The 25,314-nt window shown below is 61.1% G+C and carries 24 protein-coding genes; 9 read left to right on the forward strand and 15 right to left on the reverse strand.

Annotation, left to right across the window (positions count from 1 at the left end):
* The first annotated feature begins 207 nt into the window (after nucleotides 1–207).
* Nucleotides 208–1,212 (forward strand): restriction endonuclease, encoded by a 1,005-nt coding sequence (locus QMX88_RS04505; protein WP_282366745.1) that lies wholly within the window; start codon nucleotides 208–210, stop codon nucleotides 1,210–1,212.
* Nucleotides 1,213–1,585: 373 nt separating this feature from the next.
* Here QMX88_RS04505 and QMX88_RS04510 read toward each other — a convergent pair whose 3' ends face one another.
* Both QMX88_RS04510 and QMX88_RS04515 read right to left on the reverse strand, forming a co-directional pair.
* On the reverse strand, nucleotides 1,586–2,260 hold the full coding sequence (locus QMX88_RS04510) for a hypothetical protein (protein ID WP_282366746.1): 675 nt from the start codon (nucleotides 2,258–2,260) through the stop codon (nucleotides 1,586–1,588).
* A gap of 25 nt (nucleotides 2,261–2,285) precedes the next feature.
* Nucleotides 2,286–3,011: a GntR family transcriptional regulator gene (locus tag QMX88_RS04515; protein ID WP_074892822.1), complete on the reverse strand. Its 726-nt coding sequence runs from the start codon at nucleotides 3,009–3,011 to the stop codon at nucleotides 2,286–2,288.
* 164 nt (nucleotides 3,012–3,175) lie between these two features.
* Between QMX88_RS04515 and QMX88_RS04520 the strand changes: the two genes are divergently transcribed.
* The 3 genes from QMX88_RS04520 (at nucleotide 3,176) to QMX88_RS04530 (ending at nucleotide 6,665) form a co-directional block, all read left to right on the forward strand.
* Nucleotides 3,176–4,387: a pyridoxal-phosphate-dependent aminotransferase family protein gene (locus tag QMX88_RS04520; RefSeq protein ID WP_282366747.1), complete on the forward strand. Its 1,212-nt coding sequence runs from the start codon at nucleotides 3,176–3,178 to the stop codon at nucleotides 4,385–4,387.
* Nucleotides 4,388–4,509: 122 nt separating this feature from the next.
* A complete protein-coding gene (locus tag QMX88_RS04525) occupies nucleotides 4,510–5,808 on the forward strand; it encodes an MFS transporter (RefSeq protein ID WP_282366748.1) in 1,299 nt (432 codons plus the stop codon).
* Nucleotides 5,809–5,900: 92 nt separating this feature from the next.
* On the forward strand, nucleotides 5,901–6,665 hold the full coding sequence (locus QMX88_RS04530; protein WP_282366749.1) for a 2-keto-4-pentenoate hydratase: 765 nt from the start codon (nucleotides 5,901–5,903) through the stop codon (nucleotides 6,663–6,665).
* A gap of 62 nt (nucleotides 6,666–6,727) precedes the next feature.
* Here the strand turns inward: QMX88_RS04530 and QMX88_RS04535 are convergent, their stop codons facing one another.
* A complete protein-coding gene (locus QMX88_RS04535) occupies nucleotides 6,728–8,404 on the reverse strand; it encodes an NAD-dependent malic enzyme (RefSeq protein ID WP_282366750.1) in 1,677 nt (558 codons plus the stop codon).
* Nucleotides 8,405–8,798: 394 nt separating this feature from the next.
* Here QMX88_RS04535 and QMX88_RS04540 point away from each other — a divergent pair, with 394 nt between their 5' ends.
* The gene (locus QMX88_RS04540; protein ID WP_282366751.1) at nucleotides 8,799–9,383 is read left to right on the forward strand and encodes a polyribonucleotide nucleotidyltransferase; all 585 of its coding nucleotides are present in this window, start codon (nucleotides 8,799–8,801) and stop codon (nucleotides 9,381–9,383) included.
* Nucleotides 9,384–9,461: 78 nt separating this feature from the next.
* Here the strand turns inward: QMX88_RS04540 and QMX88_RS04545 are convergent, their stop codons facing one another.
* Together QMX88_RS04545 and QMX88_RS04550 are read right to left on the reverse strand one after the other, a co-directional pair.
* Nucleotides 9,462–10,631, reverse strand: a complete 1,170-nt coding sequence (locus tag QMX88_RS04545) for an RsiV family protein (protein ID WP_282366752.1) — start codon at nucleotides 10,629–10,631, stop codon at nucleotides 9,462–9,464.
* Nucleotides 10,632–10,736: 105 nt separating this feature from the next.
* Entirely contained in the window at nucleotides 10,737–11,372 is a 636-nt protein-coding gene (locus QMX88_RS04550; protein ID WP_282366753.1) for a LysE family translocator, read from the reverse strand.
* Between the two features lie 305 nt (nucleotides 11,373–11,677).
* Here QMX88_RS04550 and QMX88_RS04555 point away from each other — a divergent pair, with 305 nt between their 5' ends.
* The gene (locus tag QMX88_RS04555) at nucleotides 11,678–12,757 is read left to right on the forward strand and encodes a diguanylate cyclase (protein ID WP_282366754.1); all 1,080 of its coding nucleotides are present in this window, start codon (nucleotides 11,678–11,680) and stop codon (nucleotides 12,755–12,757) included.
* A gap of 32 nt (nucleotides 12,758–12,789) precedes the next feature.
* On the opposite strand, the gene QMX88_RS04560 is transcribed toward QMX88_RS04555, so the two are convergent.
* The 8 genes from QMX88_RS04560 to QMX88_RS04595 all read right to left on the reverse strand — a co-directional run bounded on the left by QMX88_RS04560 (nucleotide 12,790) and on the right by QMX88_RS04595 (nucleotide 21,429).
* Complete coding sequence (locus QMX88_RS04560; protein ID WP_282366755.1) at nucleotides 12,790–13,509, reverse strand: hypothetical protein; 720 nt, start codon at nucleotides 13,507–13,509, stop codon at nucleotides 12,790–12,792.
* 194 nt (nucleotides 13,510–13,703) lie between these two features.
* Nucleotides 13,704–13,970, reverse strand: coding sequence for a LuxR C-terminal-related transcriptional regulator (locus QMX88_RS04565; protein WP_282366756.1), 267 nt, complete (start codon nucleotides 13,968–13,970; stop codon nucleotides 13,704–13,706).
* Nucleotides 13,971–14,362: 392 nt separating this feature from the next.
* Nucleotides 14,363–15,682, reverse strand: a complete 1,320-nt coding sequence (locus tag QMX88_RS04570) for an MFS transporter (RefSeq protein WP_282366757.1) — start codon at nucleotides 15,680–15,682, stop codon at nucleotides 14,363–14,365.
* Between the two features lie 115 nt (nucleotides 15,683–15,797).
* Nucleotides 15,798–17,969, reverse strand: coding sequence for a TonB-dependent siderophore receptor (locus tag QMX88_RS04575; RefSeq protein WP_282366758.1), 2,172 nt, complete (start codon nucleotides 17,967–17,969; stop codon nucleotides 15,798–15,800).
* A gap of 142 nt (nucleotides 17,970–18,111) precedes the next feature.
* On the reverse strand, nucleotides 18,112–19,377 hold the full coding sequence (locus tag QMX88_RS04580) for a type II toxin-antitoxin system HipA family toxin (protein WP_282366759.1): 1,266 nt from the start codon (nucleotides 19,375–19,377) through the stop codon (nucleotides 18,112–18,114).
* Nucleotides 19,377–19,712, reverse strand: a complete 336-nt coding sequence (locus tag QMX88_RS04585) for a helix-turn-helix transcriptional regulator (protein ID WP_282366760.1) — start codon at nucleotides 19,710–19,712, stop codon at nucleotides 19,377–19,379. Before QMX88_RS04585 ends, QMX88_RS04580 begins: the two co-directional genes overlap by 1 nt.
* A 168-nt stretch (nucleotides 19,713–19,880) precedes the next feature.
* On the reverse strand, nucleotides 19,881–21,047 hold the full coding sequence (locus QMX88_RS04590) for a PQQ-dependent sugar dehydrogenase (protein ID WP_282366761.1): 1,167 nt from the start codon (nucleotides 21,045–21,047) through the stop codon (nucleotides 19,881–19,883).
* Nucleotides 21,048–21,087: 40 nt separating this feature from the next.
* Nucleotides 21,088–21,429 (reverse strand): hypothetical protein, encoded by a 342-nt coding sequence (locus tag QMX88_RS04595; protein WP_282366762.1) that lies wholly within the window; start codon nucleotides 21,427–21,429, stop codon nucleotides 21,088–21,090.
* Between the two features lie 260 nt (nucleotides 21,430–21,689).
* On the opposite strand from QMX88_RS04595, the gene QMX88_RS04600 reads away from it, so the two are divergent.
* From QMX88_RS04600 to QMX88_RS04610, 3 genes are all read left to right on the forward strand, one after another.
* Nucleotides 21,690–22,526 (forward strand): AraC family transcriptional regulator, encoded by an 837-nt coding sequence (locus QMX88_RS04600; protein WP_282366764.1) that lies wholly within the window; start codon nucleotides 21,690–21,692, stop codon nucleotides 22,524–22,526.
* Between the two features lie 54 nt (nucleotides 22,527–22,580).
* Nucleotides 22,581–23,183 (forward strand): LysE family translocator, encoded by a 603-nt coding sequence (locus QMX88_RS04605; RefSeq protein WP_282366766.1) that lies wholly within the window; start codon nucleotides 22,581–22,583, stop codon nucleotides 23,181–23,183.
* Nucleotides 23,184–23,249: 66 nt separating this feature from the next.
* On the forward strand, nucleotides 23,250–24,251 hold the full coding sequence (locus QMX88_RS04610) for a diaminopimelate epimerase (RefSeq protein ID WP_282366768.1): 1,002 nt from the start codon (nucleotides 23,250–23,252) through the stop codon (nucleotides 24,249–24,251).
* A 6-nt stretch (nucleotides 24,252–24,257) separates the two neighbouring features.
* Here the strand turns inward: QMX88_RS04610 and QMX88_RS04615 are convergent, their stop codons facing one another.
* On the reverse strand, nucleotides 24,258–24,695 hold the full coding sequence (locus QMX88_RS04615; RefSeq protein ID WP_192171511.1) for a nucleoside deaminase: 438 nt from the start codon (nucleotides 24,693–24,695) through the stop codon (nucleotides 24,258–24,260).
* 61 nt (nucleotides 24,696–24,756) lie between these two features.
* Entirely contained in the window at nucleotides 24,757–25,275 is a 519-nt protein-coding gene (locus tag QMX88_RS04620; protein WP_282366771.1) for a hypothetical protein, read from the reverse strand.
* Nucleotides 25,276–25,314: the final 39 nt, after the last annotated feature.

A 25,314-nucleotide genomic window follows, 5' to 3' on the forward strand; every position in this document is an offset into this window, starting at 1 on the left:
GGCTGGCCTCACTGTTTTCGAACTGAACCGGACCGGGCTTCACCCGGTATTCATGCGAGCAAGCGAGGAAAAGGTAGGCCTGTAGCAGCGGCGCAACCAGCCGATATGTTGATATCCGTCTCACCGCATCGCGAGCAAGCTCACTCCTACAGGTCGTGCAGCGCTCACCAAATCTCTACCCTAACGGACCCAAAAAAGACCAAGGACATGGCCAAGAAAACCTCCCTCTTCGAAGACCTGTTTCACATCGCCAGCAAACTACCCTGGTGGCTCAGCGCGCTGATCGCGATCAGCTCCGGCCTCTACCTGCACTCGGTAGCGACCGCGCCAATGCCCGTCTACTCCGACCCTCAGCATTTGCAGTCGGTAGTCTTCAGCACCATGGCGCACACCGGCGCTTTGTTTGGGCAATACCTCCTGCCATTCATCTTCACCGCCGGCGCCATCGCCTCAATCATGGGCCGCCGCAAACGCCGCCATCTCCTCGAATCCGCCGCGACCACCAAAGGCAACCCACTGCTGAGCATCACCTGGCACGAGTTCGAATTACTGGTGGGTGAAGCTTTACGCCGACGCGGATACGCCGTACGGGAAACAGGCAAAAACGGTCCGGACGGCGGCATTGATCTGATCGCGCGCAAGGACGGCGAGACGTACGTGGTGCAATGCAAGCAATGGCGCTCGGTACAGGTCGGTGTGCCGGTGGTGCGGGAGTTGTATGGCGCGATGGCGGCTGAGGGCGCGGTGGGCGGTTTCGTGGTCACCAGTGGGACATTCACCAAACCAGCGCGGGATTTCGCAGCAGGCCGTAACGTGCAACTGGTCGACGGCACTGTGCTTAAACAGTGGATCGCCGAGGCGAAGAAGCCTGGTCCAAGGCCGACGGTCGAGGTGGCGCCAGAGCGTGTCGAGCCCGCAATCGTTGAGCCGGAGGTGGTCGTTCCGCCAAGTCTCGCTCCAGCTCCAGCTCCGGTTCCCGTGCAAGCGCCAGCTCCGATTCCCGTGCAAGCGCCAGCTCCAACCGCGACGCAACCCGTCAGACGAGAAGCCGAGCCTGAACCTCCAGCACCACTCTGCCCGCACTGCCGCAAGACCATGGTGATACGTGTCGCGAGAACGGGCGCCAACGCGGGCGGGAATTTCTGGGGTTGTGTGGCTTATCCAAAATGCCGTGGGATCCGGGCGATTTTCGCGCCGATGACGGTGAAGTAACGCCGCTGCATATGACATCAGCCCAAGCCTGACGTCATATGCAGACCATTTCGCCAAGAGCCATTCAGCCACTAACACCGCACAGCCCCACCAACAAGCCACCCCGCCGTGCCGCCTCCGAAACCCAGAAAGTTCCCGCCTCACCCCCTCCCCGCACATAACAATTTCGCTAAGTAATAGTTACCCGGGTTTCATTTGCCCCCGCCCCCCATCGTTCCTAAAGTGGCTTCACCCCATCGAACCCGCCCAGCGCTGGAACGATGGAAACCCACACCAAGCCGGAGAACCTCAACGCCTGACCAGCTTTTAGCATTTTGTTTCTGTCGTTTCGCTGCGTCGTTGCTCCCGACGTGGTGCCTCCAAGCTACAAACTTCAGCCGCTCCCCAGCGGCTTTTTTTTGCTCAGCATTTGCTGAATCCGACCTGCCATCTGCGCCGTATCAGCGACCGGGCGCGCATCAAGCCGAACAGTGTTTTGGCGCCGACCGCGCGGGCAGCGCTGACCACCTGGGGCGATGTCGTCGGCCTTGATCATGACGCTGCGTCCGAGCACGACGAGCCTGGGCCGAGTTTGGGTAATCATTTCCGCCGCGCGCGCTGCGTCGAGCTGGCAGTTGCGGCGGTCGAACGGCAGCTCTTCAACCACCAGACCCGCCAATTCTGCAGTCCCGCCACGGCGCTGGCTCAGATGCCCACCGTGCTCGGCAGCGGGTGCCAGCACTTTATCGCCCGGCCGGCAGTAGACGTGGAAGATGGCCAGGTTGGCGAGGGTGCAGCTGGCCAGGCGCACTTCGGCCCATGCCGCGCCGAACAAGGTCATAGCCGCCTGGCTGGTGAAGCTTTCGAGCTCACTGACCAGTTCGGTCTCCGGCTGTTCTTTCTGGCCGGTCGGGCCCATGGCCGGGTAGGCGCCGAGCGCGGGATTGTACGCGGCGATGGCGCGGGCGCTGGGGAGGTTGGCGCCGGCGTAGAGCATCAGGCGCTGGGTTTCCAGTTGCGGCAATCGGTCGGCGCAGGCGGCGAGCAATGCATCGAGATCACGGGGCATGGTCGGCAGCTTCCTTGATGATGAGTCAGCGGCGAATGGAGTCCGGGTGCTCGGACTCATCCCTGACCAGCAGCATCAGGGCATCGCGTTTCTCCAGCAGGTGGTGGCGCAGGATGCTGCTCAGGCGCTTGCCGTCCCGGGCTTGCAGGGCCTCGATCATTTCTTCGTGATCGTGCAACGCGCGGTCCCACTTCGGGGCCTGGTGGTTGGACAGAAAGCGTAAGGCGTGGATGCGCCGGTTCAGCGACAGGTAGACCTGACGCAGCGCCGAGTTGCGCGCGGCCAGGTTGATCAAATCGTGGATGGCGCGGTTGCGCTGGTAGTAACCCGGCAGGTCGTTCTGGTTTTTGCTGACCACCATGGCGTAGTGCAGCGCTTTGATGTCGTCGATTTCCTGGGCAGTGATGCGCTCACAGGCCAGCTCCCCGGCGAAGGCTTCGATGCCGCTCATCAGTTCGAAGGTTTCGCGAATCTCCAGCTCCGACATGCGCGCGACGCTGGCGCCCCGGTTCGGGTTGATTTCGATCAGCCCTTCCACGGCCAGCACCTTTAACGCTTCGCGCAACGGCGTGCGGGAGATGCCGAGTGTTTCACACAGCTCGCGCTCGTTGAGCTTGGTGCCTGGGGCGAGCACGCCTTCGGTGATAAAGCCGCGCAGGTGATCGATGACGATGTCGTGGAGGCGTTGGCGTTCGACTTTGGGCATTGGCCGGGCGTCGGGTTGAACGCTCATTTCTTCAGTATTTTGCATTCAATACATCCTTCCTGGACCCGCTCTAGCGCCGAGTCCTTATTCGAAAATGCTCCAGTTCGCTGGAAAGATTAGCGCAGTTAGGCCGTTTGACACAGCATCGCCGTGTGCTAGGTTAATTTTGAATTCAAAATACAAAATTATAAAAAGACAAGGAGACACCGATGCTGAAGCTCGATTTCCACCCTGCCGGTCGCCACTTCCTTCAGATTCCGGGGCCTAGCCCGGTGCCGGATCGCATCCTTCGCGCCATGAGTTACCCCACCATTGACCACCGCGGCCCGGAGTTCGGCGCGCTGGGGCTCAAGGCGCTGGAAGGCATCAAGCAAATCTTCAAGACCGCGCATCCGGTGGTGATTTATCCCGCGTCGGGCACCGGTGCCTGGGAAGCGGCGCTGTGCAACACCCTGAGTTCGGGCGACGAAGTGTTGATGTTCGAGACCGGCCACTTCGCGACGCTGTGGCAGAAGATGGCGTTGAGTCTCGGCCTCAAGCCGCAGTTCATTGGTAGGCCCGGCATTGAGGGCTGGCGCGGCGGCGTCGATGCGCAAATGATCGAAGACCACCTGCGTGCTGACGGCGGCCATCGCATCAAGGCCGTTTGCGTCGTGCACAACGAGACCAGCACCGGCGTGACCTCGGACATCGCCTCGGTGCGCAAGGCGATCGACGCGGCCGGCCACCCTGCCCTGCTGCTGGTCGACACCATCTCCGGCCTGGCGTCCGCCGACTATCGTCATGACGAGTGGGGCGTGGACGTGACGATTTCCGGCTCGCAGAAGGGGCTGATGTTGCCACCCGGCATCAGCTTCAACGCCCTCTCGCCCAAAGCCATCGAGGCCAGCAAGCGCGCCGGTCTGCCGCGCAGTTTCTGGGCGTGGGACGAGATCATCGAGATGAACAAGACTGGTTACTGGCCGTACACGCCGAACACCAACTTGTTGTACGGATTATCGGAAGCGCTGGACATGATCCTCGGCGAAGGCCTGGACAACGTGTTCATCCGTCACAACCGTCTGGCAAAAGCCTGCCGCACCGCCGTAACCGCCTGGGGCCTGGAAATCCAGTGCGCCGACCCGAGCGTTTACAGCCCCGTGCTCACCGGCGTGATGACGCCTGAAGGCATCGACGCCGACCAGGTGCGCAAGACCATCTATGAGCGTTTCGACATGTCCCTGGGCACCGGCCTGGGCAAGATGAAAGGCCGCATGTTCCGCATTGGCCACTTGGGCGACTGCAACGACCTGATGCTGATGGCAACCCTCACCGGCTGCGAAATGGGCCTGCAGATGGCCGGCGTAAAACTGCAGTCCAGCGGCGTTCTGGCGGCCATGGATTACCTGGGAGGGCAATCGGTGCCGCTGCTACGCGACTAACGCGCCGCTCCGTCTCCACCCCGCTCCGCCCGGCTGCGGCACCCCCGCAGCTTTTTTGACACATCTCACTATCCCGAATCATCGCGTTGTCAGCGAACACAATAAGAAACTGGAGATAGCACATGAAGTTTTTACGTCTGCGCCCCACCACGGTGGTGCTGTTCATGCTGTGCGCCATGTATTTCATTACGTACCTGGACCGCGTCAATGTCAGCACCGCCGCGGTCGGTTTCGGTAAAGAATTCAATCTGAGCAAAACCGAGATCGGCATCGTCTTCTCGGCCTTCGCGTACCCCTACCTGATCTTCCAAATCATCGGCGGCTGGGTCAGCGACCGCTTCGGCGCCAAGCGAACGCTGGTGGTGTGCGGCCTGATCTGGGCCAGCGCCACGGTGCTGACCGGCCTGGCCGGCGGTTTCGTCTCGCTGATCGTCGCGCGGATACTCCTCGGCCTCGGTGAAGGCGCGACGTTCCCCGCAGCAACGGCGGCAATGTCCCGCTGGATCCCCAAGGAAAAACGCGGCTTCGCCCAGGGCATCACCCACGCCTTCGCCCGCCTCGGTAATGCGCTGGCGCCAGCAGCAATGATCGCGGTGATGGCCACGTATGGCTGGCGCGAATCGTTTTATGTCTGCGCGGCCACCAGCTTCGTCTGGGTCATCCTGTGGATGGCGGTGTTCACCGAGCATCCGAAAGACCACCCGCGCATCTCCAAACAGGAACTGGACACCCTGCCGCCGCCGAAAGTGAAATCCCGCGTCGTGCTGCCATGGGGTCGCCTGTTCAAGCGTATGGCCCCGGTCACGATCGTTTACTTCTGCTACGGCTGGACGCTGTGGCTGCTGCTCAGTTGGGTGCCGATGTATTTCATGAACATGGGCCTGGATTTGAAAGGCACGGCGATTTTCGCGTCGACGGTGTTCTTCGGCGGCGTGGTCGGCGATACGTTGGGCGGCATCGTCAGCGACCGCATTTATACGCGGACCAAGGACCTGAACAAGGCGCGCAGCCTGATGGTCGCCGTGTGCCTGGGCCTGACGCTGCTGTCGCTGGTGCCCTTGATGTTCACCAAGGACATGCACATTTCCCTGGCCTGCCTGGCCATTGGGTTTTTCTTCTCCGAAATGACGATCGGCCCGATGTGGGCGATTCCGATGGACATCGCGCCGGACCATTGCGGCACCGCGAGCGGCATGATGAACACCGGATCGGCCATGGCCGCCATCGTCAGCCCGGTGGCCGCCGGTCTGTTGATCGACAAGTTTGGCAACTGGCAGCTGCCGTTTCTGGTCAGCATTGTTCTGCTGGCGATTGGCGTCGTGCTGTCTTTCCGCATGAAGCCGCAGAACCGGTTTGAATATGGGCAGCCGGCCGCGCCTCTGACACCGAGTGCGGAACCGGCGCCGGTGGTCAGTAAATAAAGCCACAACGGAAGCCGCCTTCGGGCGGCGATCTGATCCATGAAGCTTCAGCCCCGCACGCTGCAATCGAACCCCTTCACCGGAGAACCCTTTTGGACACTGACACCCAACCTTCGCGCCTGGCGCAGCTGATCGTCGATGCGCAGAACAAGCGCAGCCTGTTAGGCGAGCTGGAATTCGACCTGAACCCGACAGACCGCGACGCGGCGTACCTCACGCAACAGAAAATCCTGCGCTTGCGTGGCGTTGAAGCGGGCGGCTGGAAGATCGGTTCGAAATCCGCTGACGGGCCGATTCAGGGCTCTCCCCTGCCCCGCGACTGCCTGTTCCCGTCGACCGGCACGCTGGACCGCAGCGTCTATCCGCCGGTGGGTCTGGAGCTGGAAATCGCCTTCCGCTTCAACCGCACCTTCAGCCCTCGGGATGAGGCGTACAGCGACGAGGAGGTCATGGCTGGCATTGGCGAGATGGCAGCGTCCATCGAGGTGGTCTCCAGCCGGTTCGCGGCGTGGCCGAAGATCGAGCCACTGACGCAACTCGCCGATCTGCTTAACCACGGCGCCTTGGTGGTGGGTGATTTCGTACCCTATGACGCGACCTTTCCCTTCGTTCTACCGACTCTGACCTTCACAGTGAATGGCGAGAGCATTGTGCCGTCAAAAGTCGCCAATCCTGCGGGCGACCCGCGCCGGTTGTTGCCGTGGCTGGTCAACCATCACACCCTGAACGGTCTGCCGTTGCCCGAGGATTTCGTCGTCACCACGGGTTCTTACAGTGGCATGCACTTCGCCCAGGGCATGGCTGAGGTGCTGGGACAGATCGACGGGTTGCCACCGGTTTCATTGACACTGGCCTGACGCTATACCTCGCTGCTATAAAAAACCCGCCGATGTGGCGGGTTCCTTTTGCTGTGCAGCGTTTAGTCAGGGCGGCGGACATACGGCCGGTAAACCGGCTGCCAGAAGTCCTTCTCGATGGCCGCTGTCAATTCATCTTCCGATTGCGGTGGCGCCACACTGTCGCGCTGGGCCGCCATGCCGACGGCGAACGCGATGCGCTTGCTGACCGACTGAACATCCCGCAACGGCGGCAACATCTGTCCTGTCGCTGCGCATTCAGCCAGTGCCTGGGCCGACGCCATCAGCATGCCGTCGGTGACGCGGGTCGCCTTGCTCGCGATGGCGCCGAGGCCAATGCCGGGGAAGATGTAGGAGTTATTGCACTGGGCGATGGGAAAGGTTTTGCCCAGCAGCTCAATGGGCAGAAACGGACTGCCCGTCGCCACCAGCGCCTGGCCGTCGGTCCATTGCAGGATGTCCTTGGGGTGCGCCTCGATCTGCGAGGTCGGGTTGGACAGCGGCATGATGATCGGCTGCGGGCAGTGGCTGTGCATGGTCTCGACGATCTGCTGGGTGAACAGTCCGGCCTTGCCCGACACGCCAATCAGCACGGTGGGTTTGGCGTTGCTGACCACCTCAAGCAGCGAGGGCCAGTCGGCGCTGAAATCCCAGTCGCTGAGTGAATCGCTGGAGTGGGCCAGTCGCTGTTGGAAGTCGTAGAGGCCCGGCTGGCGATCGGTCAGCAGGCCTTTGCTGTTGAGCAGAAAGACCTGACTGCGGGCCTGGGCTTCGGACAAGCCTTCGAGCTGCATGGCGGCGATGATCTGCTCGGCGATCCCACAACCCGCTGACCCGGCGCCTACAAAGGCGACGGTCTGATCGGACAAGCGCTGGCCCTTCATCTTGCAGGCGGCCAGCAAGGTGCCGACGGTGACGGCGGCAGTGCCCTGAATGTCATCGTTGAAGCAGCAGAGTTGATCGCGAAAGCGCGCGAGCAACGGCATGGCATTGGTCAGCGCGAAGTCTTCGAACTGCAGAATGGCTTCCGGCCAACGACGCTGGACGCCTTCGACGAATGCCTGCACGAACGCATCATATTCAGCGCCGCGAACACGCTCCTGGCCACGGCCGAAATACAGCGGATCCGCCAACAGGGCCGGATTGTTGGTGCCCACGTCGAGCACCACCGGCAGCGTGTAGGCCGGGCTGATACCGCCACACGCCGTGTACAACGACAGCTTGCCGATGGGGATGCCCATGCCGCCGACACCCTGATCACCAAGGCCGAGAATGCGCTCGCAATCACTGACGACGATGACTTTGACGTTGTCTTTGGTAACGTTGTTGAGGATCTCGTCGATGCGGTCCTTGTCGGCGATGCTGATGAACAAGCCGCGATGGCTGCGGTAGATGCGGGAAAATTCCTGGCAGACCTTGCCGACGGTGGGGGTGTAGATGATCGGCAGCATCTCGTCGAGGTGGTCGTCGACGACGCGGTAGAAGAGTGTTTCGTTGGAATCCTGGATCGAGCGCAGAAGGATGTGTTTGTCCAGATCGGTCGCGCAGGCCTGGTATTGGTGGTAGGCGCGGCTCGCCTGTTGCTCGATGGTTTCGACGCGTTCCGGCAGCAGACCCTGCAGGGCCAGGGCTTCACGCTCGTCGAGGCTGAACGCGGTGCCTTTGTTGAGAAGTGGGGTGCCCAACAACGTGGGACCGGCGAAAGGGACTTGCAAGGTGCGATCAGCGGCATGGGTCATGTCTGTCTCCTGTGCTTATTGTATTTTGAATTCAATGTACACCTTTGGCCTGGAAAGCCAATGCACGAATGGAAATCTGCGGTGCTTGAACTGGCCTCTTCCCGGCTGAAGCCGGTCCCACTAAACACCGCGTACACACAAGGAATTGGCTCATGCCGCACACCCTGTGGGACCGGCTTTAGCCGGGAAGGCGTCAGGCGTCACGCTGCAAATCTTGTGTTGTACATACCGGCCTCTTCCCGGCTGAAGCCGGTCCTACGTAGATACCCGCTCGCCCCATCGCACCGGCATTAACGATTGCCGCTGACACCCTCACCCTCACGACTATCAACCTGCCATCACCCTCAGGCAAAATGCCGGACCTATGTAGGAATCATCCCCAGGAGTGGTCGGAATGCGCTTGTTCAGTTTAAGAACCCTGCTGGTCTGCACCGCGTTGGCCTCATGCCTGGGCATGGTCGGCGCGCAGGCGGCGACCAAAGCCAAACCCGCGCCGAAACCTTCCGGGCAAAAAGTCGCGATGCTCGGCGGCAAATTTGCCTTCACCCTGCCGAAGGACTACGTCAAAGGCCCCATGGAAGAGATCGACGCCAAGGCCAGGGCTGCAGGCGTCACCGGCTCGCTGTACATGAACAAGCCGGCCAAGCGCGTGGTGATCATCACCGAAGCGCCGCTGCCCAATGACCAGAAGGTCGGCGCCAACGACAAGCCAACCCTCGACGGCATCATCGCCGACACGCTGCAACAGCAGCAGTCCAGCTACAAGGACTTCAAGAAGCTGGGCGAGAAGAAGATCGTACGAAAAGGCCTCGGCATGCGTCAGCTGGATATCTCAGGGAGCGTAGACGGCGGTCGGGTGCTGAGCACGACGATTACAGCGGCCTACGGCAAACGCACGGCGATGGTGAACGTGATCTCCCTGGCGAAGGATGCCAAGGCCCACGCCGAGGTGGTCAAGGGTGTGACCGGCGGGAAGTGAGGTTTGCTGCTTTTCCGGCAGCGGTTGCAGCCGAAAAAGCAGCGATGTCAGATCATCAATCTGATCACGTGGGCCTGATCATTCCGGCAACGTCAGTTTGGTCCCGCCCGGATGCGCCTTGATCACGCTGTAAGGCACGGTCGACCATTCGGGACTTTCACACGCGCGCATGACGCGAGCGAAAGAGGGGCCGAACACGATGCCTTTTTCAGTGAAATACCACGACGGAAACTCCCAGACCGACGGGTCTGTGTAGTCGCAGTCGTCTTCGGTAGCAGGCTTCACCATGTCTGCAGGGTGCGCCGCTTTTAACTGCTCAACGAGCCAGGGGGCGAAGGCTTTGCCGCGGTAGTCCGAATACGTGTCGAAACTGACACCACCTTCTTCATCACGTTCGTAATGAAACGGCGCGCCTTTGCCGACCCACACCACGTCTTCCAGCGTCAACTCTTTCCCCGTGCTGGCATCCAGATTCAGCGGCGAGTCGCCGAAGTCCGGGTGCGCGCCGCCGCAATCATAATCGGTGAAGACGCTTAGGCTCACGATGCCAGGCGTCAGCAAGCGCGGCGTGACCGTCTGGGCAAAATCACCGCCGTTGCGACTGGCATTGAGCATGCACTGGTTGTAGCTGACAACCTCCTGCCACAAGCGCGAGCGCAGCTGCTGATTGATACGTGCGGCCCGCTCCGGCGCGTAACCCGACGTGATTTCAAACATCGAGACGCCCGACTCCGGCTCCATCCACCATTGCAGCCCGTGGCCCATGAACGTGGCTTTTTTGTCTGCCTTGAGCGGCAGGTGCGTGAGCCGCAGGTAGTCATAGGCCGACTGTTTGTAAATGTCCTGCCAACCCGGTTCGGCGGAAGCATCCGGTGCGGTGACGGCGCGCTCGGCCAGTTGCACCTTGTAGGACTTGCCCTTGCTGCTCCAATCCCCGGTCCAGGTCGCGTCCGAATTCTTGTGAAGAACCAGCTTCGGCAACTTGGCTTCGTCGTCGTAGCTCAAGCCCTCAGTGAGCGTCAGATCATTGCCTTTGGAAGTGCCGGAAAGCGGCAGGTCCTTGTGGTACTTCTCGTAGAAATAGCGGCCCGTCACGTCTTCAGCGCTGGTGAGATCCAGCTCGACGACGATGGGCGATTTACCCAAGGTGCCTGTCAGCACATGGACCGCATTCTCGGCGTGCAGGGTAAATGGCGCGATCAGCGCGGCGAGGCAGGTGATACGCAAAACGGAGAGAGAAACAGGCATCAGACGTCCCTTGTAATGATGCTAACGAGTCGGGCCAGTAATCTCCCGAATCGCGGAGCGTCTGGCAAGGGCCAGCCATGATTTCCTCGAAGCGTGACAGCGCGGTTACCGCCTGCCCTCCGCCGCCATCCGCACCGCGAACCCGAACAACACCGTGCCCATCAGCCAACGCTGCACCGTCGCCCAACCGGGCTTCTGGGTCATAAACACGGCGATGGAGCCCGCCGCCATGGCGACCGTCGCATTCACACTCAGGCTCACCAGAATCTGCGCGCTGCCCAAGATCAGCGACTGGCTGAGCACGCTGGTGCCGTTGTCGACGGTGATGAACTGCGGCAGCAGCGACAGGTAAAGCACCGCCACTTTGGGGTTGAACAGGTTGGTCATCAGGCCCATCAGGAACAGCTGTCGGTTGCTGTCCTGAGGCAAATCCCTCACCTGAAACGGCGAGCGACCGCCCGGTTTCACCGCCTGCCAGGCGAGGTACAGCAAATACACGACACCCGCCATGCGCAGTGTGTCGTAGGCATACGGGACCGCCATGACCAGGCCGGTGATGCCAAATGCCGCGCAGAGCATGTAGAAGATAAAGCCGACTGCCACGCCGCCGAGGGAGATCAGCCCCGCCTTGCGCCCTTGTGAGATGGATCGCGAAATGACGTAAATCATGTTCGGCCCTGGCGTCAGCACCATACCGAGGGCTATCAGGGAAAAAGCGATGAGGTTCGAGAGTTCGGGCATCGTGGGCTCCTGCCGGCGTGACGGAATAGGCATCCGGACCGCGCCGAATTGCCGCCCTATTTCAGCCAGACTGCGTGGAGCGGTCTATACACAGATGGCCGGAAAACACGCCATGACAGACGACACCCAACGCTGAGCCAAACGACACATGCATCACCTCACCCTGTGGCGACAGCCGGCGTGAATTATTTGCTCAATAGTGGCAAAGGGCTCTTCCCAGCGTCCCGTTGGCGAGGGACACTCGGAGTCGTTGGTCGTGACCGATGTGGCAGTCGGGATGCAGCGTCACAACCCGGTGAAGCGCTATGAACACTTCGGCCCCAAAAGGTCTCTCCTTCGCCAGACGCATGTACCTGCCGCGCAGTATCGGTCTGGGTATTGGGTTCTTCGCGGTGGCTGCAGCGCTGTACCCTTCCCATCCGCCGGCCTGGGTGTGGATCGCCATGATCGCCCACGGTTACGGCTGGCCGCACCTGGCTTACCTGCTCGCCAAGCGTTCACGTCACCCGTACGCCGCCGAACGCCGCAACATGATTTATGACTCGCTGGGCGGCGGCTTCTGGGCGGGGGCGATGGGGATCAGTCCGCTGCCCACCGTGACGGTGCTGTCGATGATGGCGATGAACAACATCGCGTCCGGTGGTTTGCGTCTGTTTGTATTGGGTTCGCTGGCGCAGGTAGCAGGCGCACTGGTGGCGTACAAGATATTCCTGCCGGCGTTGTTTCCGCATGTCACTCAGCTGCAGGTATTCGCCTGCCTGCCGATGCTGGTGATCTACCCGATGGCCATCGGGCTGGTCTGTTATCGCGTGGCCGTGCAGCTGTCCAGAAGCAAGAAAGCGCTGGAAAAGCTCAGCACCACCGACAGCCTCACAGGCCTCATGAACCACGGCGCGTGGAAGGATCGACTGGCGCTGGAGTTCGATAAATGCCAGACGCTCAATCGCCAGCACAGCGTGGCGCTGATCGACATCGACCACTTCAAGACCATCAACGACACCTACGGCCACATCACCGGCGACAACGTCCTCAAGCAACTGAGCAACGCGCTGTCCGCCAGCCTGCGGCAGACCGATCTGGCCGGCCGTTACGGCGGCGACGAGTTCTGCGTCATCCTGCCCGACACCACCCTGACCCAGGCGATCGAGATACTCGAACGCCTGCGCCGCACGGTCCATGAGCACGCCCACTCGGCCCTGCCCGATCTCAAGCTGAGCCTGAGTATCGGCGTCGCGGCGTATGGCGCGCATCAGACCGACGCCGGCATGTGGCTCCACGAAGCCGACATGGCGCTGTACGACGCAAAAAGCGCCGGGCGCAATCGGGTCACGCCAGCGCAGCCGTCCAGCAAAGCGGGGGCGCGCGAGGGTGCTGCGCTGGGGTGAGTCAGCGACGTAATTGAGGTCCGAAAGATTCGCTATTCACTGCAGGCCATGGCATCGGTAGGTGCCTTAACCTGCTTGAGCAGCTCAAGCGGTGTCATGCGTGACAGCAAATTGTGCAGGCTGTCGCCCAATATCAGCGGCCCATACAGCCCTTCTTCCCGATCCAGATGCGTTTGCTGCACGTCGCGATAGGCCTCGGGGTAGATGCTTTTTTCGATCGGCAGCAGGCGGTCGTAATGTTCGAGCAAACCACGAAAGACGATGCGCCGCTCGGTGACGCCGCGGGTGGTGGCGATGAGTTTGATGAAGAAATCCGAGTCGCTCTGACGCATGGCTTCGTACGCGGCGTATCGCTCCGCCAAGGTGTACGCGTCGGTCTCGTTGAACACCACGCAGCACAGGTCCTGACGCGAGCGTGAGCCGAACGGGTTGTTCACCGCGCGCCGGCGATTGCTCTGCGCCAGCGCGAAGGCCACCGCCCGTTCGGCCTCGTTCATACGCTCTGCGCTGCCAAGGCTGGAGAGATCATCCAGCGCAGGAGCCTGACGCCCCAGTCGCTCGACCTCTGCGCTGAAGGTGGCGAACACGCCGTGGGGCCCGAGCCATTGCTTGTGCAGCTCACTCAACTGGTCTCTGGACAGCCGGCTTTGCTCATCGACCAATTGTTGAAACGCGGTTGAGGCGTCGACATTAAAGTCTGCATCGATGCACGGTTGCTTCAAGGGCTCAGAGGTTGCGATTTGAAGGGTCATCGATTCCATCCTTATTATTGGTTGTTATTTTGGGTGCGCCATGCCGAGCACTTTTATTTAAAAAATCAAAGCACTGGCAGCGAAGTAGTTACGCAGAAAACCGCGCTTCGCGAAATAAACTTCACCGTAGCAAATCACGCCGCCGACAGTTTGGAAGTCTGGCTATCAAATTGGGTTAATTATGCACTTACCGTTCAACGGAACAATCCGTCAGATGTAGGGGTGGGAGCAGTTTTTTTCTTTCGCGGCGCCGTGATATGCAGTGCAATGAGCTGTGCGCGGTTCTTCACCTCGTTCTTTCGCAGCAATGCTGAAACGTGGTCGCGGGCCGTGTAATCACTGATCCCCAGCCGTTGCGCGATGTCCTTGTTGGTATGCCCCTGCAGCAATAGAAGCAGGACTTCCAGCTCTCGGGGAGTAGCTTTATTCAACCGTTTGCGCTTGCGTTCTTCTTCCAACATTGGCCCTCAACCGTCTCCGCGACTTGCCGGCCATGGCATTACATCTGCTAGGGCCGTGACATTGTTTTTATTGATATTCAGGTTTTTAGCGCTTTAATCATTTACACGGTCAAGCCCGGTTAATAACCGAACAATAACAAGTAAATTTTCCTACAGATATTTGCGAAGCATCCCTACTTAAACACGCAGACAAGGTATTCGAACACGCCCCAAGTGCAGGCCGTGTGGATATATAAAAGCGGGTCAGTTGTATAGACGGGGACAATAAACGCTGCAAATGATAATTACAATCATCTGTTACAAATCAGCGGGTCAATCTGAGTTGTAATGGCACGGATTTGAAATCCGCACCATCGAGTCGACACGGGCGCCATTGCGACGCCCTCGCTCTTTCAGTTTCCAGCCTGCGCCACCCGCGGATCATCGACCTGCATGCCCTTGCGCAGGCCGAAGAACATGGCCGTCACCAGACCGACCGCGCCCATGATCACGCAATAGCCCACACACACCCACGGGCTCCACGGCATCAAGGCGATCAGCGCCAGCGGCGTGGTGCTTGCCCACAGCGCGTAGCTGATGTTGTAGGTCAGCGAGATGCCGGAGACGCGAATATTCGCAGGGAACAGTCCGACCATGACCGAAGGGACGACGCCGACAATGCCGCTGGCAAGGCCCGCCACCGCGTAAGCAAGGCTCAACGGCAACCAGTGACTGACCAGACTGGCGTAGAGCACGCCAACACCGATGGGCAGCAACAGGCTGTACAGCACCACGCCGCGCCAGGCGCCAATGCGATCGACCAGCATGCCGGCCAACACGCAGCCGATGTTGAGGAACACGATGCCGACGCTGCTCAGGGCGAAGGTATCGCTAGGGCTCATGCCGAAGCGCTGCTGCATCACCGTAGGCGTGATGACCACCAGGGTGACAACAGCGGACGTCAGCACGCAGGTCAGCAACGCTGCCGGCAGCAGAGATTGCCGGTGCTGGCGTAGGACGGCGCGCAGCGGCAATTCAGTCATGCCTTCACGCTGAGCGTGCATCGCCATGAACACCGGCGTTTCGCTGAGCCAGCGTCGCAGCCACACGCCGATCACGCCGAAGACGCCGCCCAGCAGAAACGGAATGCGCCAGGCGTAATCGAGGATTTCCGCGTGGCTGAACACTTTCGCCAGCCAGGTCGCCGTCAGCGCCCCGATCAGGTAACCGAAAGTCAGACCAGCTTGCAGAACACCCAGCGCATAACCGCGATGGCCCTTCGGTGCGTGCTCGGCGACGAACACCCAGGCACTTGGCACTTCGCCGCCGACGGCCGCACCCTGAAGGATGCGCAGCGCCAACAGAATCAACGGTGCCCAGTAGCCGATTTCAGCGTAGGTCGGCATCACGCCGATCAGCAGACAGGGCAGCGCCATCATCAGAATGCTGAGGCTGAACACGCGCTTGCGACCCAGTTTGTCGGCGAAGTGCGCCATCAGAATGCCGCCCAGCGGGCGCGCCAGGTAGCCGGTGACGAAGATGCCAAAGCTTTGCAGCAGGCGCAGCCACTCGGGCATTTCCGGCGGGAAGAACAGCTGACTGAGCGTCAGGGCAAAAAACACGAAGATGATGAAATCGTAGATTTCCAGCGCCCCGCCCAGTGCCGCCAGGCCAAGGGTTTTGTAGTCTCCCCGGCTGATGGGTTGTGGGCGTGGTCGAAGAATGGCTGTCATGAAAGACCCCAAATCACAGGTTGAAACGCACTTGGGTGCGACAAAGGCGCGCAGGATAACAAAGCTGACGGCTTGCGGGCGGATCGCTGACGGCTGACGCGTTTCAGCGGCTGATTTAAAAATTCACCGTCGCCGAAACCCGCGCCGTACGCGGTGCGCCGAGGAACAGGTAATCGTCCCCCAGGTATTCGCCCGCGTCGCGCCAGTAGCGCTTGTCGAACAGGTTGTCGACGGTCAGGCGCAAGACCGTGTCGTAGCCCTCGATTTTTGTGCTGTAGCGGCTGCCCGCGTTGAACACCGCGTAGTCATCCACTTTTACCGAGCCTTCGCGGTTGGCGAACTTGCTGGAGCTGTATTGCACGCCGCCCAGCAGCGCCAAGCCTTGAATCGGCAGTGCGTAATCCGCTGACAAACTGCCGCGGAATTTGGGCACGTTGATCGCCTGATGATCTTCGTAAGCCGCCGTGCCGCTGTCTTCAACCCGCGCGCGAATGGCCGCGACGCTGGCCGACATCTGCAGCTGGGAGGTCACGTAGCCGTTGGCGCTCAGCTCGACGCCGGTGTTCTTCTGCTGGCCCTGCTGGACGAAAGTCAGGCTGCCGTCGTCCTGGGGTTTCGAATACTGATAGGCCTGACGGGTTTGAAACACCGCTGCGGTGAAGCTCATGCGGCGCCAGTCGTATTTGACCCCGGCTTCCAGTTGGCGAGAGATCGTCGGCGCGAGGATTTCCCCGACATTGCTGTCGAACACCGACGCCGTGCCGCCCAGGGACAACCCTTTGCTGTAGCGGGTGTACAGCGAAACGTTGTCAATCGGTTTGTAGATCAGCGCAGCCTGGGGCAGGAAGATCGAGCGCTCGGTGTGACGGTTCTCGCTGCCGTCCTCGTTGTAGGCTTTTTCGTCGAGCTTCACTTCACGCCCGCCGATGACAGTCTGCCAATGCTCGTTGAAGCTGATGCGATCGGTGGCGAAAAGCCCGTACTGACGGCTGTCCAGGCGCCGTTCGGTGTGGCCCACTGACAGGTCCGACGGCGCGAAGCTGTCCGGCGTCTCGTTGATATTGCCGGAGCCGACGTATTCGCTGAAATACGGCCGAGTGTCGACCGTGCGACGGAACGCGCTGCTGCCGAAGGTCAGCTCATGCTTGAGCCAGCCGGTGTCGAACAGGCCGGTCATTGACGCTTCGACTTCATCGTTGCGCCGCGTGTCGTCCGGGCTGCGGAAATCGTAGATGTCGTAGCCGCCGCTCGGCGTAAAGTGCCCGGTCAGCGGCTCGGCAGGGCAGTCGCTCTGGTAATAGCAGCCGTAGGCGAAAGCGCTGTAGTCGTCGATGACCACGCGGCTGCGAGATGCGCTGAGGCTGGCTTTCCAGTCGTCGCTGAGGCGGTATTCGTAACGGCCGGTCATGTTCAGCGAGTCGATGCCCACCGGATTCGAGCCGCTTTGATAGCCCAACAGTTTGCGCGGTGAGGCGTCGTGGGGCAGCTCGGTGCCGCCGAGCAATTGATAGCCCGGCACCGAGCGCTGTTCTTTGGTCTGGTATTCGACGTCGAGCTGCAGGGTGGACTGGTCGTTGATGTTCCAGTCGAAGGCCAGCGAGGCGAAATCCCGTTGGCCATTGGCGTGCTCGACGTAAGAGCGAATGTCCTCGTGGGCGACGTTGGCGCGCAGGCCGAATTGTTTCTCGCTGCCGAACCAGCCGCCGACGTCCGTGGCGATGTAGCGCTCGCCGTGCTCGTTGGTCGAGACCGTGACGGACCGCACGTCTTCCGGGCGTTTGGTCTTGTAATTGATCACACCCGCAGGCTCCGACACGCCACTCTGCAGGCCCGACAGCCCCTTGAGCAGCTCGACCTGTTCCTTGTTTTCCAGTGCCACGTTCTGCTCACCGGTGATGCTGCGCCCGTTGATGCGGTAGCTGTTGGCCGCATTGAGCGAGAAACCGCGCACGACGAAATTCTCGTAGTAACCCACCGGCGCATAGCTGTCGCCCACCGAGGCGTCGTTGCGCAGGACATCGCTGAGCAGCTTGGCCTGCTGGTCCTTCAGCCGCTCGGCGGTGAACACCGATATCGAGGCCGGCGTATCGCGCAGCGGCGCTTCGCTGAACCCGCCAACCGACGCGCTGCTCGCCTGATAGATCGACTCCTGCTCCCCCGTCACCCGCAGCGCATCCAGCGTCACCGGATCGGCTTCCTGGGCCGCCAGCCACGGCGAAGCGAAAGCGATACTCAGCGGCAACAGCCGACGGGTGAAACCGGCAGCGGGACGGGACGAGGTGATCATCGGCGGGTGAGTTCCTGGTGATGGACAGTCGGGCAGGGAGAAACGCAGGCCAGTTCGGCGGCGCCTCTTTTACGTTCTGCGCGGCGTTTTTACAACCGGGATTGATGTGAGGTGGGCCAGGTGTGATGAAGATCGCGAGGGATCATCCGATACGGAAGTCTGGATGCAGATCTTTCCAGTGCGCGCGCAATGCGGCTTTCTGCGTGTCTGGCATGGGACTATTTTCCAGCGCATCGGGCCACAGCGTGCGCGCGCTGTCGATGGTCGCTTTCAAGTTGTAAAGGACCGGTCGCCATGGAATGTCGCCATACTCAGCCCATTTCTTGAAGTGCTCGAGTGACATGCCATACCAGCTTCTGGCCTTGGCCATATTCAAGGCGGGCTTGGTTTCGTCGGCAATGTAGGCCTTGGTCGTGACAATGTCATAGGCCGGTGAAAGCTCGGCGTTTCGGCCGTCGCGATAAATCATGCTCCAGTTCTTCAGGTGCGCATCGCCATTGCCAAGTAGCACATTGACCAGCAGCCGCCTCGCCATTTGTATTGCATCACGCTGCGCATGGAGCGAGCTCCGATACACCAGTTTCCCGACCTGATCGGAGCTGGCTTTGCGGTACTTATCATGTGCGTAGGCGAAGAATATCTGCGCGAAATCTTCGGCATGCACCCGCACGTTTCCTGGCAGACGGTCGAAACGACGTATGCCGTAAGCGAGCGTTTCGTTGGGCAGGTTTATATTTGGCAGCGCTTCGATGTCAGCCATCGGGATCAGTCTGATCTCCGGAATTTCGACACCAGCGAGCGCTGCCAGCGTCATGGCTGTGTATTCATTGAGCGGCACAAACGGGTGGATGGTCGAGGGCGTCTTAATGATCCAGTCCCCAGGCGCATCGGGATCACCGGTGATGTACCGCCCGTCTCTGTCACGCATCGAAAATTTCATCTGCACCCCAGCCAGTGAGAAATGCGCCTGCCTGTCTGGGATGTCGATGACGGTCGGGTCGATTTTTCCACGGTGCTGCAGCGCAAGCCCGGGAATAGCTGCTGCGTCCATTCGCTCTGCCATCAAAGCGCCTGGCAAGTCGCGGCCCAGCCAGGTGAGCAGTGGAAACTCGTTATCGCGGTGGACCTTCATCGCTTGGGAGAGAAAGTCGCGCAGCGCTCCTTCCGGCAGGAGGTTGCTCAACACCGGATGCAGCTTATGGGCAGTGACGTAGGGATGCCGTTTGGCCAATTGCTGTGCAAACGCCACAGGGTCAGTGTGCGACAGCGTCAGCGGAAGTCTGGCTTGATTCTCGATGTACTCGGGCGCCAGCGTGAATACGTTTTTGCCATTGGAGTACCCCGCAACGTACCCCACACGCTCTCCCTGAAGGGTCAGCTGCAAAGCCGCAACCGTTTCATCAGCCATCAGAGATCACCCCACGGACTCTCGTCGGCCTCATGAATGAAATGCTCTGCACCTGAAGATTCATTCGCCTGCACCGCGTACGGGCGATCACTGTCGTGTGCTGCTTCGCTGTCGAGGATTCGCTGCACCGCCGCAAGCTTTGACTTGGGGACGAGAAGCAGCGAGGCATCAAGTCCTTCCGCGATCTGGTCAAGGGTCGTCAAACGCGGATTCCCGCCCGCTTCGATCTTGCCGTACTGCTGACGTGTCAGGCCCGCACGCAGAGGCATCTGCTGTATCTGCAGGCCTAGCGCGAGGCGTCTTTTTCGGATTTGGTCCAGCAGGGTGGTTTTCATGAGGCCTCACTGTCGAGCAGTGAGTATGTAATGTATATGGCTCAGGTCAAGTCAATAGAGTCGTATATGGCTCATTGTGAGGGGAATGAGCCATATAAATTACATTCAATGGTAAGGAGCCGTATTCAGCTCATTAAAATAGAAATGAGCTGCATGGATTACATAAGCCTACTGCTCTACCTTCAACCCAACCTTCAGCAACTTTCCGTCATCCTCGTCCGTCAGCACATACACGTACCCGTCCGGCCCTTGCCGCACGTCGCGGATGCGGGACTTGAGCTCACCGAGCAAACGCTCTTCGTGCACCACCTTGTCGTCCTTGAGCTCCAGACGAATCAGCTCCTCGGACGCCAGCGCGCCAATGAAGACGTTGTGGTCCCATGCTTTGAACGTGCTTGAGTCGTAGAACGCCATGCCGCTGACGCCCGGGGATTTCTCCCACACGTGGAAGGGATTTTTCACGCCCTCGACGATCTTGCCTTTGGACTCGGCAATCGGCTGGCCGCTGTAGTCGATGCCGAAGGTCGAGATCGGCCAGCCGTAGTTGGCGGCGCGTTCGATGATGTTGATTTCGTCGCCGCCACGGGGGCCGTGCTCGTTGGTCCACAGCGTGCCGGTCCAGGGGTTGAGCGCGGCCCCCTGCTGGTTGCGATGGCCGTAGCTCCAGATTTCCGGACGCACGTTTTTCTGGCCGACAAAGGGGTTGTCCTTGGGCACGGTGCCGTCGGGGTACAGACGCACGACCTTGCCCTGCAGTTTGTCGAGGTCCTGAGCCGTGGCTTTGTCGTTGTTTTCGCCCAGCGCGATGAACATATAGCCGTCGCGATCAAAGACGATGCGCGAGCCGAAGTGGTTGCCCACCGACAGTTTCGGCTGTTGCTGGAAGATACGGGTGAAGCCTTCCAGTTGGGTCATGTCTTCCGAGAGTCTTGCGCGCCCCGCCGCCGTGCCGCCGGTTTTACCATCGCTCGCGGCCTCGGAGTAGGTCAGGTACACCATGCGGTCCTTGGCGAAATCCGGCGACAGCTCGACGTCCAGCAGACCGCCCTGCCCCTGCACCCAGACCTTCGGCACGCCAGAGATCGGCGCCGACAGTTTGCCGTCGGGCGTCACCCGACGCAGGTTGCCCGTACGCTCGGTGACCAACATGCCCTGGGCGTTCGGCAAAAACGCCACCGCCCACGGATGCTGCAACCCGCCGACGACCTCATCGACGGTCAGCGTGCCGGTCTCGCTCTGGTAGGTCGCGGCAGTGGCCTGCACGGAGAGGCCCAGGAATGCGGAGGCGCATAAGGTCGCTAGCAAGGTTTTGCGGAGAGTTGTGGTACGCAACATAGGCGATTCCTTCGAAATGGAAGAGATGCTGGCGGTGGTTTCAGTTGCTGCGGCGTTCGGTATCGCTGGAAGGTCGAGCAGGTTGTTGCCGGGTCGGATAACCGTTGCCGACGCCACCGTTTTCAAGGGTGGGCGGACGGGCTTGAGTGGGCCCTATATTAGGCCCACCGACACGTGGTGCGATGGATTCGGTGCCCTGACGGCTGTTGGGGTTGGCGCGGCGGACGGCGCCGTTGTCGGGAACGTTGATCGAGCGGCTCGGATACCCTGCGGCCGCCAGCAGGGGCGGCAAGTGCGCGGTGTAATCATCAGCCTGCGCCAGGCCAGCGGATAACAGCCCGCCGAGCAAGACGACGGCGAGGCGTCGCGGAAAAGGGTTCATCATTTACCTTCTGTGGGATGGGTAACGATTCCGGTCTTTGATGGCGATCAAGCGCGTAGGTTCGCGCTGTCACAGTGGATGAGCAACGTGTAGGACGATTCGCTTTGTAACAAGAATAGTCGGCGACCCGCCGGACCTTCACGCGCGCCGACACTTCGTCGCCCGCTGCACGATTCTTCCAGACCTGCCGCAAGCGGCGCGGTAACGTATCCAGGATTGACTGTTCCCCTATCAAAACCAGCCCCTCCCGAGGCCCCGCAATGTCCGACCGCAACTGGATCGAGCTCAAGCAGGACGCCGCGTCCGGCATCGAGACAGTGCGCGCGCATTTCGAGGGCCATGCCTACGATCCGCATTGGCACGACAGTTATCTGGTGGGCATCACCGAACAGGGCCTGCAGCAATTCAATTGCCGTCGACAGCAGCACAACAGCACGCCGGGCAAGGTGTTCCTGCTCGAGCCGGGCGACATCCACGACGGCACAGCACCGGAAGCGGGCGGCTTCACTTACCGCACGTTGTACCTGGACCCGCGCTGGCTGGACCGGGAGTTGCGCGCGCAGTTTGAAGAAGCGCCGGACAACGCCCAACTGAGCTTCGCAGCGACGCTGGCAGAAGACCCGCGCCTCGCCATCGCCACCGCCGACGCCTTCGAAGCGATGCACCATGATGAACTGCGCATCGTTCGCCAGACCGCGCTGGATCACCTGCTCGCCAACCTGACCAGTCACTTGCGCTGGCGCACCCTGATCGACCCCGATCCGCGCCTGCCATTGGTGGCCCAGCGAGCCCGTGATTATCTGCACAGCCATTTGCATCAGGACATCGGCCTGGACGATCTGGCGCAGGTGACAGGCGTTGACCGCTTCCGCCTGAGCCGCGCGTTCAAGGCCGCATTTGGCCTGGCGCCCCATGCCTACCTGATCCAACTGCGCCTGACCCGCGCCCGGCATCTGCTGGCGCGGGGCGAGGCGCCTGTCAGCGTCGCGGCTGCGTTGGGTTTCGCGGATCAAAGCCATCTGGGCCGCTGGTTCCAGCGCGCCTATCGCATGACCCCGGCAGACTACCGCCGACGCTGCTCAATTGTTCCAGACTGACCGCCGACTGCGCGCCGATCATTGCTCCACGATCAATGACCGCCGAGCTATCCCATGCAAACTCTCCTGCCCTTTCTGCTGTTCGCCTTCGTCGCTTCCATCACGCCCGGCCCGACGAACATTCTGGTGCTGACCAACAGCTCGCGCTACGGCCTGCTCCGCACGTTGCCGATTGTCCTCGGGGCCTGCGCCGGCGCGGCATTGCTGGTGCTGATGGTCGGCACCGGGCTGGGGGATGTGCTGGCCCGTCATCGACAGGTGCAAACGCTGATGTCATGGCTCGGCATTGGCTGGTTGACCTGGCTGGCGTGGCAGATCTTCCGCGCGCCCGCCGAAGCGGTCGACCCGACGCAAACCCGCAGCGGTCCGACCCTGGGCCTGTGGGGCGCAGCGAGCCTGCAACTGGTCAACCCGAAAACCTGGATGATGGCGCTGGCCGTGGTCAGCGTCTTTGCGGGCACCGACGCCGACCGCATGCTGCGGGTGATGTGGCTGTCGCTGGCGTTCTTCCTGGTGTCGATCCCGTGCATGAGCGCCTGGGCCTACCTGGGCGTCAGCGCCGCCAAATTCTGCCGCTCGGCGCACAGCATGAAGCGCTTCAATCAGGTGATGGCGGTGTTGTTGCTGGTGTCGGCGTGGTTGACGTTGGTGGTGTGAAGGGCGGGCAGCAACGCGCGGGTCGGCGTGATTTAATGCGCGCTGACTCCCTGATCCGGACTGACCATGGCTCGTTTCTACGACGCTCGCGGCAATATCTACGCAGTGATTACCCCCGATGCCCTGCGCACCCTCGGAGTTCTCCTTCCTCACTCACCGACGGAAGCCGCCACTCGCCGCCACGCCTGGACGGCTCAAGCCGTCGCAGTGATCTGTGACTGGCCTGCTGGCCAGCGCCCACCCGGCAGCAAATCTCATCGCTCGGACGGTCTTCTGATCGGCCCGTTTCAGGACGCGGCGCCGTTCGACCTGTTGATCGTCAACACCGACGGCACCCTCGCCGAACGCAGCGGCAACGGCCTGACCATCTTCGCCCAGTCACTGACCGACGCAGGCCTTATCACCGGCAGCGCGCCGTTCACCCTGCGCGTTCATCACGACAATGCTGACTCGCCCAGCCCCGTTGCAACCCAGGCTGTCCCGGCAACGGTCGAAGGCGTGAATGGCTTCTGGCTGGACATCGGCGCGCCCGGTTTCGGCCCGCAGGCAGTGGGCGCGACAGGAACCGGTGTCGGCAGAGCGATGCTCAATGAGCGGGAGGTCAACCGGGTCGAGCGCGTGGCGGAATTGCACCCGGCATGGCAGACCAGCGTGTTCGTCAGGGTGGGCAACCCCCATTGCGTCACCCTGGTACCGGATGTGGATGATCTGCCCAGCTTCGAAAACCTTCACCAAACCGAGTTGAACGCTGCCCTGACCCGCATCGCGTTTGTCGCCGGCGAATCAGGAAGCGGCGACCCATGCCCTGGCGGGATCAATCTGCAATGGGCCGCGCGCCTGGGAGCGAATCGAGTCGCAGCGCGCGTGTTCGAACGGGGCGAAGGCCCGACGGCGTCATCCGGCACCAGCGCCAGCGCGGTTGCATCGGCGGCGTGGTTCTGCGGTTGGGTTGAAGCAGGCCTGGTGGAAGTGGTGATGCCCGGCGGCACTGCGCCGTTGCGCCTGATCGAGCGCGACGGGCAGTTGCAGCAGGTGCAGTTGTTCGGGACGGCGCGAGTCAAAGCCTGACGCTGACTACTCGCCAATGTCCTCATTCCACAGTTCAGGCTTGTCCGCGATAAATTGCTTCATCAGTCCGACGCAGGTCTCGTCGTGCAGCACATTCACCTCCACGCCACGGGACTTGAGCAGCTCTTCTTCACCCATGAACGTCTCGTGTTCGCCGACGATGATTTTGCGGATGCCGTACAGCAGGATCGCGCCGCTGCACATCGCGCAGGGCGACAGGGTGGTGTAGAGCGTGGCTTCGCGGTAGACGCGGGCAGGTTGGCGGCCGGCGTTTTCGAAGGCGTCCATTTCGCCGTGCTTGATGGCGCTGCCTTCCTGGACGCGACGATTGTGGCCACGGCCGATGATCTTGCCGTCGTGGACGATGACCGAGCCGATCGGAATACCACCTTCGTCCAGGCCCTTCTGCGCTTCATCAATGGCCGCTTGCATGAACGGGTCCATGGTCTCTCCTTTCCTTCGTGACGGGGGATGATCGAAAAAACGCTTTAGAACAAGCGCGCGCTCAAGGCTTGGCTTTTTTCAGCGCGTTGTCCAGCGCGGTGGACACGTAAACCTTGAGCAGCTCGCTGGAGCGATCCTTCATGTCAGCGCCAACGTCGCGCTGCTTGTTGCGGAATTTGTTGGCGACGTCTGGCGCGGGGTCTGCGGCGTCCAGTGCTTGCAGCTCTTCGGGGCTGAACGATGCGGCGTAGGCGGCCGCAAGGTTGCGGTCCCATTCCTGCTGATACTGCGGCTGCAGGCTTTGCAGTTCGTCCTGCACAATTTCCTGCGCCTTGGTGCGGCCGACGGTCTCGACGATCGTGGCGAAGGTCACCGTGTGGGAAGCGACTTGGTAACCCAGCCAGCCCAGGCTTTCGCCCAGATGCTTATCCTGCACGAAGGTCAGCGCGGAATCCCCGGCCACGGGGGCAGGTGCGGTTTCGCCGGCCAGTGTCACGTTCTGCAGCGCCATCAGGCCCATCAACGTCAGGCCGAGTGACGCCTTCATCATCGTCAACGCTGTCGATCTGCAATATCCCATGTCCTCTCCCGGCGACTTTTTATCGGTGATCAACGCTTT

It is taken from the genome of Pseudomonas sp. PS02290, from assembly GCF_029960075.1.
In the GTDB taxonomy this organism is placed as follows: domain Bacteria; phylum Pseudomonadota; class Gammaproteobacteria; order Pseudomonadales; family Pseudomonadaceae; genus Aquipseudomonas.

Coding starts and splice junctions, on each gene's coding strand:
- QMX88_RS04505 (WP_282366745.1), top strand. CDS start 208: ATGGCCAAGAAAACCTCCCTCTTCGAAGACCTGTTTCACATCGCCAGC.
- QMX88_RS04550 (WP_282366753.1), bottom strand. CDS start 11,372: ATGCCCGAACTCTCGAACCTCATCGCTTTTTCCCTGATAGCCCTCGGT.
- QMX88_RS04580 (WP_282366759.1), bottom strand. CDS start 19,377: ATGGCTGATGAAACGGTTGCGGCTTTGCAGCTGACCCTTCAGGGAGAG.
- QMX88_RS04565 (WP_282366756.1), bottom strand. CDS start 13,970: ATGTTGGAAGAAGAACGCAAGCGCAAACGGTTGAATAAAGCTACTCCC.
- QMX88_RS04620 (WP_282366771.1), bottom strand. CDS start 25,275: ATGGGATATTGCAGATCGACAGCGTTGACGATGATGAAGGCGTCACTC.
- QMX88_RS04585 (WP_282366760.1), bottom strand. CDS start 19,712: ATGAAAACCACCCTGCTGGACCAAATCCGAAAAAGACGCCTCGCGCTA.
- QMX88_RS04510 (WP_282366746.1), bottom strand. CDS start 2,260: ATGCCCCGTGATCTCGATGCATTGCTCGCCGCCTGCGCCGACCGATTG.
- QMX88_RS04615 (WP_192171511.1), bottom strand. CDS start 24,695: ATGGACCCGTTCATGCAAGCGGCCATTGATGAAGCGCAGAAGGGCCTG.
- QMX88_RS04555 (WP_282366754.1), top strand. CDS start 11,678: ATGAACACTTCGGCCCCAAAAGGTCTCTCCTTCGCCAGACGCATGTAC.
- QMX88_RS04525 (WP_282366748.1), top strand. CDS start 4,510: ATGAAGTTTTTACGTCTGCGCCCCACCACGGTGGTGCTGTTCATGCTG.
- QMX88_RS04595 (WP_282366762.1), bottom strand. CDS start 21,429: ATGAACCCTTTTCCGCGACGCCTCGCCGTCGTCTTGCTCGGCGGGCTG.
- QMX88_RS04575 (WP_282366758.1), bottom strand. CDS start 17,969: ATGATCACCTCGTCCCGTCCCGCTGCCGGTTTCACCCGTCGGCTGTTG.
- QMX88_RS04535 (WP_282366750.1), bottom strand. CDS start 8,404: ATGACCCATGCCGCTGATCGCACCTTGCAAGTCCCTTTCGCCGGTCCC.
- QMX88_RS04610 (WP_282366768.1), top strand. CDS start 23,250: ATGGCTCGTTTCTACGACGCTCGCGGCAATATCTACGCAGTGATTACC.
- QMX88_RS04590 (WP_282366761.1), bottom strand. CDS start 21,047: ATGTTGCGTACCACAACTCTCCGCAAAACCTTGCTAGCGACCTTATGC.
- QMX88_RS04540 (WP_282366751.1), top strand. CDS start 8,799: ATGCGCTTGTTCAGTTTAAGAACCCTGCTGGTCTGCACCGCGTTGGCC.
- QMX88_RS04605 (WP_282366766.1), top strand. CDS start 22,581: ATGCAAACTCTCCTGCCCTTTCTGCTGTTCGCCTTCGTCGCTTCCATC.
- QMX88_RS04515 (WP_074892822.1), bottom strand. CDS start 3,011: ATGCAAAATACTGAAGAAATGAGCGTTCAACCCGACGCCCGGCCAATG.
- QMX88_RS04545 (WP_282366752.1), bottom strand. CDS start 10,631: ATGCCTGTTTCTCTCTCCGTTTTGCGTATCACCTGCCTCGCCGCGCTG.
- QMX88_RS04600 (WP_282366764.1), top strand. CDS start 21,690: ATGTCCGACCGCAACTGGATCGAGCTCAAGCAGGACGCCGCGTCCGGC.
- QMX88_RS04560 (WP_282366755.1), bottom strand. CDS start 13,509: ATGACCCTTCAAATCGCAACCTCTGAGCCCTTGAAGCAACCGTGCATC.
- QMX88_RS04570 (WP_282366757.1), bottom strand. CDS start 15,682: ATGACAGCCATTCTTCGACCACGCCCACAACCCATCAGCCGGGGAGAC.
- QMX88_RS04520 (WP_282366747.1), top strand. CDS start 3,176: ATGCTGAAGCTCGATTTCCACCCTGCCGGTCGCCACTTCCTTCAGATT.